We start from the raw sequence: 12543 nt of genomic DNA on the forward strand, positions 1-12543 counted from the left end.
CCGATGAACCGCGTCATCGTTCATTGCGAGCAAGCTTTGCTCCTACAAAAGCATCATAAATTACCGGGACATCATGGAATTCATCCGCACCCGCATTGAAACCCAAATCATGAGCCTGACCGGTCTGTCCCTGGGCAAGCTTGATCTGGAGAACCCCAAGGGCGATCCCGGACTGTTCGGGCCTGACTCCGTGAGCTGGCAGGTGCACGGCGACTTCAGCAGCATGCTCATCGGCGGCATCAGCGCCCTGATGTTGCAGGCCTTGCATCCTTTGGCGCTGGCCGGCGTGTGGGACCATTCGAATTTTCGTGAGGACATGCTCGGCCGGTTGCGTCGCACCGGGCAATTCATCTCCGGCACGACCTTCGGATCAAGACAGGACGCCGACTGGCTGATCGAAAAAGTCCGCACCATTCACCTGCAAGTGACCGGCACCGCGCCGGACGGTCGCCCTTACGCCGCCAGCGATCCCGACCTGCTGACCTGGGTGCATGTGGCCGAGGTCAGTAACTTCCTCGCCGCACACTTGCGGTATCGCAATCCGCATTTGTCCCTGTCCGATCAGGATCGCTATTACGCAGAAATCGCCCTGGTCGCCGAACGTCTAGGCGCGCGGAATGTGCCGCGCTCGCGGCAGGAAATTTCCGATTATCTCGAAGGCATCCGTCCGCAACTGCTGTGCGACGCACGCAGCCGGGAAGTGTTGCGGTTGTTATTGAACGCGCCGTCGCCCAGCCGTTTGGCCAGGCCTTTCGGCGGGCTGATGATGCAGGCCGGGATCGATCTGCTGCCGGATTGGGCCAGTGACATGCTTGGCGTCAGCCAGAACCCGCTGCAACGCAAGCTGATCCGCGTCAGCGTCAATCGCAGCGCGCCGATGCTGCGCTGGGCGGTGCGTAATGGCTCGGTGCAACGGGCCAAGCGGCGGATGGGGTTGTTGACCTGACGCTCCGCCTCATGCGGCTAGACCTGTGGCGAGGGAGCTTGCTCCCGTTCGAGTGCGAAGCGCTCGCATAAAACTCCGACAAGGGCTGAGATTTTGGGGCTGCTTCGCAGCCCAGCGGGAGCAAGCTCCCTCGCCACAGTGTTAAACTCCCGCGCCAAATTCCCTCCTGCAAGGCGCCCAGCATGTCTTCCTTGAATCAGGCGCTGCGCGCCGCCCTTGAACATCGCCAGGATCTGCTCGCCGAGCTGCACAGCCAGGGCACCGATTGCTATCGCCTGTTCCATGGCAGCCAGGAAGGCGCCGGTGGCCTGACCATCGACCGCTACGGCCCGCAACTGCTGGTGCAGAGTTTCCATCAGTCGCTGGAACGCGATGCTTTGCTGCAACTGCACGAAATCGTCAACCAGCACCTCGGTTTTGAAAGCCTGCTGGTCTACAACGACCGTTCCCGTGGCAATTCGCGCATCGACCGCGAAGACACTGTCTACCGCGCCGACGAAGCCGCGCTGCAAGATCTGGTCGGTCATGAGTGGGGCCTGAACTATCGGGTGCGCGGGCGCCATGCCGGGCAGGACCCGCTGCTGTTCCTCGACCTGCGCAACACCCGCGGCTGGGTCAAGGACCACAGCAAAAACAAAAGCGTGCTGAATCTGTTCGCCTACACCTGTGGCGTTGGTCTCAGCGCGGCGGCCGGTGGCGCCAGCGAGGTGTGCAACCTGGACTTCGCCGAAGGCAATCTGGCGGTCGGTCGTGAAAACGGCTTGCTCAACCCACAATTGCCGACCATGGAATTCATCCAGTCCGATTACTTCCCGGCCATCCGCCAATTGGCCGGGCTGCCCATCAGCCAGCGTCGCGGGCAGAAACTGCCGAACTATCAGCGCCTGGAACAGCGCCAGTACGATCTGGTGCTGCTCGACCCACCGGCCTGGGCCAAGAGCGCGTTCGGCACCGTCGACCTTCTGCGCGACTATCAGAGCCTGCTCAAACCCGCCCTGCTGACCACCGCCGACAACGGCGTGCTGATCTGCTGCAACAATCTGGCAAAAGTCAGCATGGACGACTGGCGCGAACAGGTTTTGCGTTGCGCCGAGAAAGCCGGGCGGCCGGTGCGCGAGTGGACAGTGATGAAACCCGGTGCCGATTTCCCGTCGATGGATCAGCAACCACCACTGAAAACCCTGATCCTGCAGCTCTGATCCGTGTCAGACAAATCTGAAAAATCCTGAACAGGCTGTTTGCTTCGGAACCGGAATCGCGTGCCATACTCCAAGGCACTCCGATTCAGACAGATGAAGCCACGCATGTACAAAGGATTGATTCGCGCCATCGGCGCCTTGTTGACTGCTCTGGCCCTCTACAGTTTGCTGGGCTTTCTGATTTTGCCGGGCATCGCCTTGCGTATCGCCAACCAGCAATTGGCCAACTATTCCACGACGCCCGCCACGCTTCAGCGGATCGAACTCAACCCGTTCAGCTTCGAAGTGACGCTTTGGGGCCTGAGCATCGGTGAGCCCGGCAAGGAACAGGTCGGCTTCGAACGCCTGTATGCCAACCTGCAACTCGATAGCCTGTGGACCAAGGCGCTGCATCTGTCGGATATCGAACTGGACAAGTCCAAGACCGAAATCCTCTTCAGCAGGGACGGCAAACTCAACCTGCTGGGGCTGTTCAAGATACCGGCCAGCGAACCGACCCCCGCCGATCCTGACGCCAAGCCGTTTCCGCTGCGTATAGACAGCATCAAACTCGCCGGTGGCGCCGTGCACTTCCAGGATGCGCGCCCTAGCGAGCCCATCGAATTCCTCTATGACGCCCTCGATTTCGAGCTGAAAAACCTCAGCACCCTGCCCGAAGACAGCGCCGACATGACCCTGGTGGCTGTCGGCCCCAACGGCGGGCAAATCGACTGGACCGGTAACTTCAGTCTGATCCCGATCGCCTCCGAAGGTAAGCTGAAAATCACCGATGGCAAGATGAAAGCCTTCTGGCCCTACGTGCGCGATGCCGTGCCCCTGGACCTTGAAAGCGGCGTCATGAGCATCAGTACCGACTACAAACTCAATCTGTCCAAGGAAACCGAGCTGCTGCTGAGCAATGTCTCGGCCACCATCGCGCCCTTCGCCATCAAGGCACCGGACGGTCGGCCGCTGGTGAAGCTCGAACGACTGGACGTCAGCGAAACCACTGTCGACCTGGCCAAACAGCAAGTTGTGGTCGGCAAGATCCGCAGCCACAAACTGGAAACCTGGGCCGCACTGGAAGCCGATGGCCAACTCGACTGGCAGAAGCTGTTTGCCAGCCAGCCATCCAAACCTGCCGCCAAGGCTAACGCCGAACCGGCCAGCACTCCCGCTGCCGCCGACTCGCCGAAAGCAGAAACTGCCCCAAGCAAGCCTTGGCAGGTATTGCTCAACGACGTGCAACTGCGCGATTACCAAGTGCACCTGGCAGACCGCAAGGCTCAACCCGCCGTGGCACTGGAACTCGGCCCACTGAATCTCGACCTGCAAAAATTCGACAGCCTCAACGGCTCGCCCTTCTTGCTCAAGCTCGACACCGGCGTGGGCAAGCAAGGCAAGCTCATCGCCGAAGGCGAGGTCAATCTGGCGCCGGTCAGCGCCAAGCTGAATGTGCAGACCAAGGACATCGACCTGCGCGTCGCCCAGTCCTACATCAGCCCGTTCATCCGCCTTGAGCTGCGCAGCGGCATGCTTGGCAGCGATCTGGCGGTCAACCTGAAAAGCACCGAGCCGCTGGCCTTCAGCGTCACCGGCCGCGCCCAAGTTGATCAACTGCACACCCTCGACACCCTGAAAACCCGCGACTTCCTCAAGTGGCAGCAGGTGGTGGTCGAAGGCCTGAACTATCAACACGGCGACAGCCTGTCGATCGACAAGGTCAACCTGCTGCAACCCTATGTGCGTTTCATGATCAACGATGACCGCACTACCAACATCGATGACTTGCTGATCCCGCAACCGGCCGACACCGGCGGCAAACCTGCCGCCGCCAAACCCGCCGCGAGCAAGGACAAGCCGTTGGGTATCCACATCGGCGGCATTGCCATCAATGACGGCTCGGCCAACTTCGCCGACTTCAGCCTGACGCCGAACTTCGCCACCGCCGTCCAGCAACTCAACGGGCAGATCGGCACCATCGACAGCCGTCAGGCGAAGCCGGCCAGCGTCGACGTCAAGGGCAAGGTCGACCGCTATGCGCCGGTCACCATCAAGGGCGCGGTGAACCCGTTCGACCCGATGGCCAGCCTCGACATCGCCACCAGCTTCAAACGCGTGGAACTGACGACGCTGACGCCTTACTCCGGCAAATTCGCCGGTTACCGCATTCGCAAGGGCCGGCTGAATCTCGACCTGCATTACCAGATCACCAAAGGCCAGCTCAAAGCCGAAAACAAAGTCGTGGTCGAGCAGCTGCAACTGGGCGAGAAAGTCGACAGCCCGGATGCCGTGAGCCTGCCGCTGAAATTGGCGATTGCCTTGCTCAAGGACGTCGACGGCAAGATTTCCATCGAGCTGCCGGTGACCGGCGACCTGAACAACCCGCAGTTCAGCGTCATGCCGATTGTCTGGCAAACCCTGCGTAACCTGATCGTCAAAGCCGCGGCCGCGCCGTTCAAACTTATTGGCGGCCTTGTATCTGGCGGCGGTTCGGAAGATTTGGGCAGCGTGTCGTTCGCCCCAGGCTCAAGCGACTTGAGCAAGGACGCCGAAGGCGCTTTGGACAAGCTGAGCAAGGCCCTGAAAGAGCGCCCCGCCCTGCGCCTGGAAATCGAAGGTACGGCGGCGAAGAGCAGCGACGGTCCGCTGATTGCCGAGCAACGTCTGGAACGGGAATACCAGTACAACTACTACAAGATGCTCCAGCGTCGCGGCGACAAGGTTCCGGCCCAGGCTTCGTTGCTGGACGTTCCGGACAGCGAAAAAGGTCCGCTGCTGGAAGGCATCTACCGCACACGCCTGAAGGTTCAGCCGCCTGCGGAATGGAAGGACCTGGGCAAGGATGATCGCACGGCGAAAATGCGCGAAGGCGTGATCCAGTTCTGGAGTTCCAGCGATGTATTGCTGCGCCAGTTGGGCCAGGACCGCGCCAGCAGCATCAAGGACTATCTGGTCGACAAGGGTCAGCTGGCCGATGATCGTGTGTACTTCATCGATGCGCAATTGGGCGAAGCGGAGAAGGACGGCAAGGTCGTGACGCCGATGCATCTGGACGCTGAATGATGGGGGTTCGGCTGCTGCTCGCACTGGCGCTGGCAACCGCTGCGAGCCAGGCCTCGGCAGCGGACACCTTGCGGTGTGGCAGCCAATTGATCAGCGTCGGCGACCGGTCGAGCGAGGTGCTGCAGAAATGCGGCGAACCTGTCGGCCGTGATTTGCTGGGGTACAAGCGCAGCGCCAATCGGCGGGAAGAGTTCCAGGTCGAGGAATGGACCTACGGGCCGAATGGCGGGATGTATCAGTACTTGCGGTTCGAGGGGAACCGTTTAGTGCAGATCACCAGCAAGCGCGGTAATTAAAAGTCAAAAGATCGCAGCCTTCGGCAGCTCCTACATGGGATGAGTACACCTGTAGGAGCTGACGTGGCTGCGATCTTTTGCGTTACAAATAGAACAGGCCCCGACACGAATGCCGGGGCCCGTAATGGCCACATCCTTATGGCCGTTCGCATGAACTCCTGAGATGCGGCAGACGTATGACTTGGCCCGTCTACCGCGCCTTCTCCCGGTCCAGGCGAGAAGTCTTGCCTTACTCGGCTTTCAGGCCGTCAGCGGAGACCGCTTTGACGCCTTTGATTTTCTTGGCGATCGCCACGGCGGTGGTTTTCTGAGCATCAGTTACCGCAGTTGTGGACGACAGAGACACGACGCCTTTGTTGGTTTCAACTTTGATATCGGTACCTGGGATGCCTTTTTCGGTGACCAGGTCGGCTTTGACTTTGGTAGTGATCCAGGTATCGGAAGTAGCTTCTGTTGCCTTGGTCATTTCACCCGCTGCCAGAGTCATTGGAGCTTGGGTAGCCTGGGTAGTCTGGGCGAATGCAGCGCCAGCCATGGTCAGGGTCAACGCGGTAGCAGCAGCGGCAGTGATAGCGAACTTCTTCATACGAGTAACTCCTGTTTTTCTGGAAATTCTGCTGGGTTCTTGTCAGCAGGGTTACCAGAGATATTGCGAACGCTGTGCCAAGTTTGAGACAGATAATTAATCCTTATAAATCAACGACTTACTAAAAAGACTATTTTGCGGATTCGTGCAAAATGCATGAGTTGAACTTTATCTACATGCAAGTTGCGGGTTTTCAACAAGGCCTAAAGCCATGAATTGTCGGAGGTTTTCTCATTTACTCGACATTCTGGACTGCGAGCAAAAAAATACCCCGCCACGGGCGGGGTATCAGGCATGAAAAGCAATGGTTCAAGCTTTCGGAGCAACCCCCGTGCAGCCCTTCGGCGCGTATTCCTGATCCACGGTTGTGGCACACGTCCAGCCAGTCACCGTACGCGAAAGGGTAATGGTTTTATTCAGTACCGGACCCGGCGCATTAAGGATCGTGCAACCAATAGTCCCGGTGCCATCAGCGGCTTTACCCGAGGCCGTGGTGGTGCAGTTGGAGGTGGCTGCTGTGCCGCCAACCTTGGTCAAATCAGGGTCGGTCCCTTGATTGATAATGTCCTCGAACGGCACCTTCAACGCCGAAATCTCGGCCAGCCCCGCCGTCACCTTGGCCCGCGCCTGATACTTGGAGTAAGCCGGTATCGCGAACGTCGCGAGAATCCCGATGATCGCCACCACGATCAGCAGCTCGATCAGGGTAAAACCTTTTTGAGTGTTCATAGACAGCCTCCGTGCATGAGTCGAAATCTCATGATCTGAACCTGTCGCAGCACAGCCCATGCCAAGCCCCGTGCGCCCTATAGACGGGGGGCGTGTAGTCTGCGACGCCCTTTCCTACTCCCAGGATCCGCACTATCTGACGCTTTTTGTCACCTCACTACCGCTGGTTTGGCTCCATTGCTTGACTAGGCTATAAGTCATGAATTGTCTGCGTCCGGTATCCCAATGAATGACATCGCCCTCAGCGGCCTGGCCAAGCAATTGGTCCTGGCCGAGCTGCTCACTGACAAAAGCGCGCAACAGGCGTCCCAGCAAGCCCAACGCAACCGCATCTCCCTGGTCAGCTATCTGGTTCAGAACAAACTGGTCAAAAGCCGCCAGGTCGCCGAGATCGCCTCGGAGCATTTCGGCATGGCCTTGCTGGACCTTCATGCCCTGGACACGGAGATTCAGCCCAAGGGCCTGGTCAGCGAGAAACTGGTCCGCCAGCACCACGCGCTGCCCCTCTGGCGCCGAGGCAACAAACTGTTCGTGGGGATTTCCGACCCGACCAATCACCAGGCCATCAACGACATCCAGTTCAGTACCGGGCTTACGACCGAAGCCATCCTCGTGGAGGACGACAAGCTCAGCGACGCCATCGAGAAGTTCTTCGACACCCATGGGACCGGCCTGGAAGACATGGCCGATGTCGACCTCGAAGGCCTGGACATCGAGACCATCGATGACAAGCGTCAGGACGCCATCGTCGGCCAGGATGCCGATGACGCGCCGGTGGTGCGCTTCGTCCACAAAATGCTGCTCGACGCGATCAGGAGCGGTTCTTCCGACCTGCATTTCGAGCCCTACGAGAAAATCTATCGCGTGCGGATGCGCACCGACGGCATGCTGCGGGAAGTCGCCAAGCCGCCGATCCAATTGGCCAATCGAATCGCCGCGCGGCTGAAGGTCATGGCCAGCCTCGACATCTCCGAACGCCGCAAGCCCCAGGACGGGCGGATCAAGATGCGCCTGTCCAAGAGCAAATCCATCGACTTCCGGGTCAACACCTTGCCGACCCTGTGGGGCGAGAAAGTGGTGATCCGGATTCTTGATCCCTCCAGCGCGCAAATGGGCATCGACGCCCTCGGCTACGAGCCTGAACAACAAGAACTGTACATGGCCGCACTCAGGCAACCTCAAGGCATGATTCTGGTGACCGGCCCCACCGGCTCGGGCAAAACCGTTTCGCTCTACACCGGGCTGAACATCCTCAACACCGTGGACATCAACATTTCCACCGCCGAAGACCCGGTGGAGATCAACATGGAAGGCATCAACCAGGTCAACGTCAATCCGAAGCAAGGGATGGACTTCGCCCAGGCGCTGCGCTCGTTCCTGCGCCAGGACCCGGACGTGATCATGGTCGGCGAAATCCGTGATCTGGAAACCGCCGAAATCGCCATCAAGGCTTCGCAGACCGGGCACCTGGTGCTGTCGACCCTGCACACCAACAGTGCCGCACAAACCCTGACCCGCTTGCAGAACATGGGCATCCAGGGTTTCAACATCGCCACGTCCGTCAGCCTGATCATCGCCCAGCGCCTGGCGCGCAAACTGTGCAGCCATTGCCGGGTGCCGCTCGACATTCCCCGCGAGGCGCTGCTCAAGGAAGGCTTCCCCGAGGAACGCATCGGCACATTCACGATCTATGAGCCGGTCGGCTGCGAACAATGCAACGGCGGCTACAAAGGGCGAGTGGGGATTTATGAAGTGGTGAAGAACACAGCGGACTTGCAACGATTGATCATGGCCGAAGGCAACTCACTGGACATCGACGAGCAGATGCGCAAGGACGGCTTCAACGACCTGCGCACCTCGGGCCTGCTCAAAGCCATGCAGGGCATAACCAGCCTTGAAGAAATCAACCGGGTTACCAAGGACTGAACATGGCGGTCAAGGCAGCGAAAATCAGCATTTACGCCTGGGAAGGCACCGACCGCAAAGGCACGAAAGTCACCGGTGAGTTGAGCGGGCAAAACCCGGCGCTGATCAAGGCACAACTGCGCAAACAAGGCATCAACCCCGGCAAGGTGCGCAAGAAATCCGTCTCGCTGTTCAACGTCGGCACGCGCATCAAGGCCCAGGACATTGCCCTGTTCACGCGCCAGATGGCGACCATGATGAAAGCCGGCGTACCGCTGTTGCAGTCGTTCGACATTATCGGCGAAGGCTTCGATAACCCGGCCATGCGTACGCTGGTGGACGAGGTCAAACAGGAAGTCGCGGCCGGCAACAGCTTCGCCGCGGCCCTGCGCAAAAAGCCGCAATACTTCGATGAGCTGTACTGCAATCTGGTGGATGCCGGTGAACAGGCCGGCGCGCTGGACACCCTGCTGGAACGGGTCGCGACCTACAAGGAAAAGAGCGAAAGCCTCAAGGCCAAGATCAAGAAAGCCATGACCTATCCGCTGCTGGTGGTGTTGGTCGCGATCGTTGTCACCGGGATTCTGCTGGTCAAGGTGGTGCCGCAATTTCAGTCGGTGTTCGAAGGGTTTGGCGCCGAATTGCCCGCCTTCACTGTGATGGTCATTGGTCTGTCGCGATTCATGCAGGACTGGTGGTGGATGATGCTCGGCGTGCTGATCGTCGCGATCTTCGCGCTGCGTCACGCCTTCAGGACGTCTCAGGCCTTTCGCGACCGAACGGACGCCTGGCTACTGAAGCTGCCGCTGGTGGGCACCTTGATGTACAAATCCGCGGTGGCGCGTTTCGCCCGCACGTTGTCGACGACCTTCGCCGCCGGTGTGCCGTTGGTGGAAGCCCTGGAATCGGTGGCCGGCGCCACCGGCAACATCGTATTCAAGCGTGCGGTGCTGCGCGTCAAGCAGGACGTTTCGACGGGCATGCAGTTGAATTTTTCCATGCGCACCTCAGGCATTTTTCCGAACATGGCGGTGCAGATGACCGCCATTGGCGAAGAGTCCGGCGCACTGGACGACATGCTCGACAAGGTCGCGGGTTTTTACGAGGACGAGGTGGACAACATGGTCGATAACCTCACCAGCCTTATGGAACCGTTCATCATGGTGGTGCTGGGTGTTATTGTCGGCGGCCTGGTGGTTGCAATGTACCTGCCCATCTTCCAACTCGGCTCAGCGATCTGACATGCCCTTGAACGAAATCCTGCTCCAATACCCGCTGGCATTTGTTGTCATCGCGGGAGTGATTGGCCTATTGGTGGGCAGCTTCCTCAATGTGCTGGTCTGGCGCCTGCCGAAAATGCTCGAACGCGAGTGGCGCGTTCAGGCCCATGAGATCCTCGGGCTGCCCGGTGAAACCCCGCTGCCGACCTTCAACCTGTTCCTGCCCCACTCCCAATGTCCGCATTGCGGCCACCGGATTCGCCCGTGGGAAAACATTCCCGTGCTCAGTTTCCTGCTTCTGCGCGGGCGCTGTTCAGGGTGCAAGGCACCGATCAGCAAGCGTTACCCGTTGACCGAACTGGCCTGCGGCCTGTTGTCGGCGTTCATTGCCTGGCACTTCGGCTTCGGCTGGCAGGCCTGCATGGCGCTGCTGCTGACCTGGGGTCTGTTGGCCATGAGCCTGATCGACGCCGAGCATCAACTGTTGCCGGATGTGCTGGTGCTGCCGTTGATGTGGCTGGGGCTGATCGTCAACAGTCTCGACCTGTTCGTACCGCTGCATGACGCGTTGTGGGGCGCCATTGCCGGTTACATGGCGCTGTGGTCGGTGTTCTGGCTGTTCAAGCTGATGACCGGCAAGGACGGCATGGGCCATGGTGATTTCAAGTTACTGGCGCTGTTTGGCGCCTGGGGCGGCTGGCAGGTTTTGCCGCTGACCATCCTCCTTTCATCCCTGGTGGGGGCCGTTATCGGCGTGATTTACCTGCGCCTGCGCAAGGCTAAAACCTCGACGCCGATTCCCTTCGGCCCCTATCTGGCAATTGCCGGCTGGATTGCCTTGCTCTGGGGTGGTCAAATAACCGACTTCTATTGGCAGTTTGTCGGTTTGAAATGAATACCCCTGTGGAAAAACCCTGGATTCTCGGCCTGACCGGCGGCATCGGCAGCGGCAAAAGCGCGGCGGCCCAGCACTTCATCGACCTCGGCGTGCACGTGGTCGATGCCGACCATGCGGCTCGCTGGGTGGTGGAGCCGGGCCGACCGGCGCTGGCGAAGATCGCCGAGCACTTCGGCCCCGGCGTGTTGCTGGCCGATGGGCAACTGGACCGTGCCGCCCTGCGTAAACTGATCTTCGAAGTGCCGGATGAACGCCGCTGGCTGGAAGCCTTGCTGCATCCGCTGATCGCCGAGGAAATCGCTCATCATCTGGCGCTGGCAAAATCACCTTACGCGATTCTGGTTTCGCCATTGCTGATCGAGTCCGGCCAGTACGCCATGACTCAACGGGTGCTGGTGATCGATGCCCCGGAAGAGCTACAGATCGAACGCACCCTGCAGCGCGACCAGACCAGCGAACAGCAGGTCCAGGCGATCCTCAAGGTCCAGTCCAGCCGCCAGGACCGCGTCAGCCATGCCAACGAAGTGGTGGTCAACGACCGCGACCTCGCCTGGCTGCACAGCGAGGTCGAACGCCTGCATCACTTTTACCTAACTTTGCCTGGAGGCCAGTCATGAGCCAGATTCCAACCGTCGAATGCCCGACCTGCGGCGCCCCTGTCGAATGGAGCCCCGAGAGCAAGTTCCGACCGTTCTGTTCCGACCGTTGCAAACTGATCGACCTGGGCGCGTGGGCCTCGGAAGAACACAAAATCCCAGTGGCGCCGGATGCCGAGGACGAACTGTTCAGCGGTGATTTCGACCCGCGTCACTGAGCCATTGCGTCGACGATTTCAGGCTTTGATGTCCATCAAGACTTGGGATCGTCGTCCTTCCACGGCGCCGACAGATAGCGCGTGCGGTTGAAGGTTTCCAGCCATTCCGGGCAGAACACCACCAGCGCGCTGACCACCATGCCGTTAATGAACGCCTCGGGAAAAATGATCAGCCACAGGTAACCGATAAAATCTTCGAGCCAGTACGGCAGGGCGAACAGTTCGTCGTACCACAGCACCGTGAGCGCCAGCACCAGGCACAACAATGCCGAAAGCGCGGCGGCAAAGAACCCGGAAACGAAGATGTAGACGAAGAGATTTCGTGGTTGTGCGCGTTCCACCAGAATCGCACAGCACTCGGTGACCAATACCGGCAACAGAATGAACAGCGCGCCATTGACCCCCATTGCCATCAAGTCCTGACGCCCGAGCAGCACCAGCCCGGCTTGCGCCACCACGCCGCCGACGATCGCCAGCGGCCAGTCCAGCAACAGGGTCACCGCCGTCATGCCGATGAAGTGGTAAGACACGCCGGTATCGAAATCCCGTCGCACCAGCCACAGCATGAATAACGCGAACACCGTGCCGAACAGCAGATGCTGACGACGGCTGTCGGTGAACAGCTCGACCCACGGTGCGCGCGCAGCGGCCCAGATCAAAACCGGTCCGTAGATCAGCCACCCCACGGTGAGGGTTTGAGATGACAGCAACTCGGCACCGATCATGGCTGGGCGCGCTCCCTTGTCTTGCCGTAAGCGAACAGGCCCCCAGTCTACCCGCCCCTTTTGATCTCGTGCCAAATGGGCGCTGATTGTTACGTTTTACGCAAGACTGCATCTGGCGTTCGCCCCTTTATCGGACGGTGGCAAAGACTAAAATTCAAACATCAAAACCGATCCGGAGTA

Annotated in this window: 12 protein-coding genes; 9 read left to right on the top strand and 3 right to left on the bottom strand. The window is 59.6% G+C overall.

What is annotated here, in order from left to right:
* Nucleotides 1-73: 73 nt before the first annotated feature.
* The 4 genes from ACW9JC_RS06735 (at nucleotide 74) to ACW9JC_RS06750 (ending at nucleotide 5486) form a co-directional block, all read left to right on the top strand.
* Nucleotides 74-946 carry an oxygenase MpaB family protein gene (locus ACW9JC_RS06735; protein ID WP_457454284.1) on the top strand — a complete coding sequence of 291 codons (873 nt, stop codon included), beginning with the start codon at nucleotides 74-76 and terminating at the stop codon, nucleotides 944-946.
* A gap of 182 nt (nucleotides 947-1128) precedes the next feature.
* Nucleotides 1129-2145, top strand: a complete 1017-nt coding sequence (locus tag ACW9JC_RS06740) for a class I SAM-dependent rRNA methyltransferase (protein WP_457454286.1) — start codon at nucleotides 1129-1131, stop codon at nucleotides 2143-2145.
* A gap of 93 nt (nucleotides 2146-2238) precedes the next feature.
* Nucleotides 2239-5190, top strand: coding sequence for a DUF748 domain-containing protein (locus ACW9JC_RS06745; RefSeq protein WP_457454287.1), 2952 nt, complete (start codon nucleotides 2239-2241; stop codon nucleotides 5188-5190).
* Nucleotides 5190-5486, top strand: coding sequence for a DUF2845 domain-containing protein (locus tag ACW9JC_RS06750; protein ID WP_457454324.1), 297 nt, complete (start codon nucleotides 5190-5192; stop codon nucleotides 5484-5486). The genes ACW9JC_RS06745 and ACW9JC_RS06750 overlap by 1 nt, the downstream gene beginning before the upstream one ends.
* A 229-nt stretch (nucleotides 5487-5715) precedes the next feature.
* On the opposite strand, the gene ACW9JC_RS06755 is transcribed toward ACW9JC_RS06750, so the two are convergent.
* Together ACW9JC_RS06755 and ACW9JC_RS06760 are read right to left on the bottom strand one after the other, a co-directional pair.
* Nucleotides 5716-6072 carry a BON domain-containing protein gene (locus tag ACW9JC_RS06755; protein ID WP_457454289.1) on the bottom strand — a complete coding sequence of 119 codons (357 nt, stop codon included), beginning with the start codon at nucleotides 6070-6072 and terminating at the stop codon, nucleotides 5716-5718.
* A gap of 309 nt (nucleotides 6073-6381) precedes the next feature.
* Nucleotides 6382-6801 (bottom strand): pilin, encoded by a 420-nt coding sequence (locus ACW9JC_RS06760; protein ID WP_416128995.1) that lies wholly within the window; start codon nucleotides 6799-6801, stop codon nucleotides 6382-6384.
* 225 nt (nucleotides 6802-7026) lie between these two features.
* Between ACW9JC_RS06760 and pilB the strand changes: the two genes are divergently transcribed.
* From pilB to yacG, 5 genes are read left to right on the top strand one after another with little or no spacing between them, the layout of a single operon-like run.
* Nucleotides 7027-8727, top strand: a complete 1701-nt coding sequence (pilB, locus tag ACW9JC_RS06765; protein WP_457454290.1) for a type IV-A pilus assembly ATPase PilB — start codon at nucleotides 7027-7029, stop codon at nucleotides 8725-8727.
* A 2-nt stretch (nucleotides 8728-8729) separates the two neighbouring features.
* Nucleotides 8730-9947 (top strand): type II secretion system F family protein, encoded by a 1218-nt coding sequence (locus tag ACW9JC_RS06770; RefSeq protein ID WP_457454291.1) that lies wholly within the window; start codon nucleotides 8730-8732, stop codon nucleotides 9945-9947.
* 1 nt (nucleotide 9948) lies between these two features.
* Nucleotides 9949-10821, top strand: coding sequence for a prepilin peptidase (locus tag ACW9JC_RS06775; RefSeq protein ID WP_457454292.1), 873 nt, complete (start codon nucleotides 9949-9951; stop codon nucleotides 10819-10821).
* A complete protein-coding gene (gene coaE / locus ACW9JC_RS06780; RefSeq protein ID WP_457454294.1) occupies nucleotides 10818-11441 on the top strand; it encodes a dephospho-CoA kinase in 624 nt (207 codons plus the stop codon). The genes ACW9JC_RS06775 and coaE overlap by 4 nt, the downstream gene beginning before the upstream one ends.
* Nucleotides 11438-11638 carry a DNA gyrase inhibitor YacG gene (gene yacG, locus ACW9JC_RS06785; protein WP_060543361.1) on the top strand — a complete coding sequence of 67 codons (201 nt, stop codon included), beginning with the start codon at nucleotides 11438-11440 and terminating at the stop codon, nucleotides 11636-11638. The genes coaE and yacG overlap by 4 nt, the downstream gene beginning before the upstream one ends.
* A 35-nt stretch (nucleotides 11639-11673) precedes the next feature.
* On the opposite strand, the gene ACW9JC_RS06790 is transcribed toward yacG, so the two are convergent.
* Nucleotides 11674-12363 carry an energy-coupling factor ABC transporter permease gene (locus ACW9JC_RS06790; RefSeq protein WP_457454296.1) on the bottom strand — a complete coding sequence of 230 codons (690 nt, stop codon included), beginning with the start codon at nucleotides 12361-12363 and terminating at the stop codon, nucleotides 11674-11676.
* Between the last annotated feature and the right edge of the window lie 180 nt (nucleotides 12364-12543).

This window comes from Pseudomonas sp. SDO5591_S426, assembly GCF_054070755.1.

Bases quoted from the DNA above. Each gene is read 5' to 3' on its own strand.
- coaE (WP_457454294.1), top strand. From the start codon at position 10,818: ATGAATACCCCTGTGGAAAAACCCTGGATTCTCGGCCTGACCGGCGGC.
- ACW9JC_RS06770 (WP_457454291.1), top strand. From the start codon at position 8,730: ATGGCGGTCAAGGCAGCGAAAATCAGCATTTACGCCTGGGAAGGCACC.
- ACW9JC_RS06790 (WP_457454296.1), bottom strand. From the start codon at position 12,363: ATGATCGGTGCCGAGTTGCTGTCATCTCAAACCCTCACCGTGGGGTGG.
- yacG (WP_060543361.1), top strand. From the start codon at position 11,438: ATGAGCCAGATTCCAACCGTCGAATGCCCGACCTGCGGCGCCCCTGTC.
- ACW9JC_RS06775 (WP_457454292.1), top strand. From the start codon at position 9,949: ATGCCCTTGAACGAAATCCTGCTCCAATACCCGCTGGCATTTGTTGTC.
- ACW9JC_RS06745 (WP_457454287.1), top strand. From the start codon at position 2,239: ATGAAGCCACGCATGTACAAAGGATTGATTCGCGCCATCGGCGCCTTG.
- ACW9JC_RS06740 (WP_457454286.1), top strand. From the start codon at position 1,129: ATGTCTTCCTTGAATCAGGCGCTGCGCGCCGCCCTTGAACATCGCCAG.
- ACW9JC_RS06735 (WP_457454284.1), top strand. From the start codon at position 74: ATGGAATTCATCCGCACCCGCATTGAAACCCAAATCATGAGCCTGACC.
- pilB (WP_457454290.1), top strand. From the start codon at position 7,027: ATGAATGACATCGCCCTCAGCGGCCTGGCCAAGCAATTGGTCCTGGCC.
- ACW9JC_RS06755 (WP_457454289.1), bottom strand. From the start codon at position 6,072: ATGAAGAAGTTCGCTATCACTGCCGCTGCTGCTACCGCGTTGACCCTG.
- ACW9JC_RS06760 (WP_416128995.1), bottom strand. From the start codon at position 6,801: ATGAACACTCAAAAAGGTTTTACCCTGATCGAGCTGCTGATCGTGGTG.
- ACW9JC_RS06750 (WP_457454324.1), top strand. From the start codon at position 5,190: ATGGGGGTTCGGCTGCTGCTCGCACTGGCGCTGGCAACCGCTGCGAGC.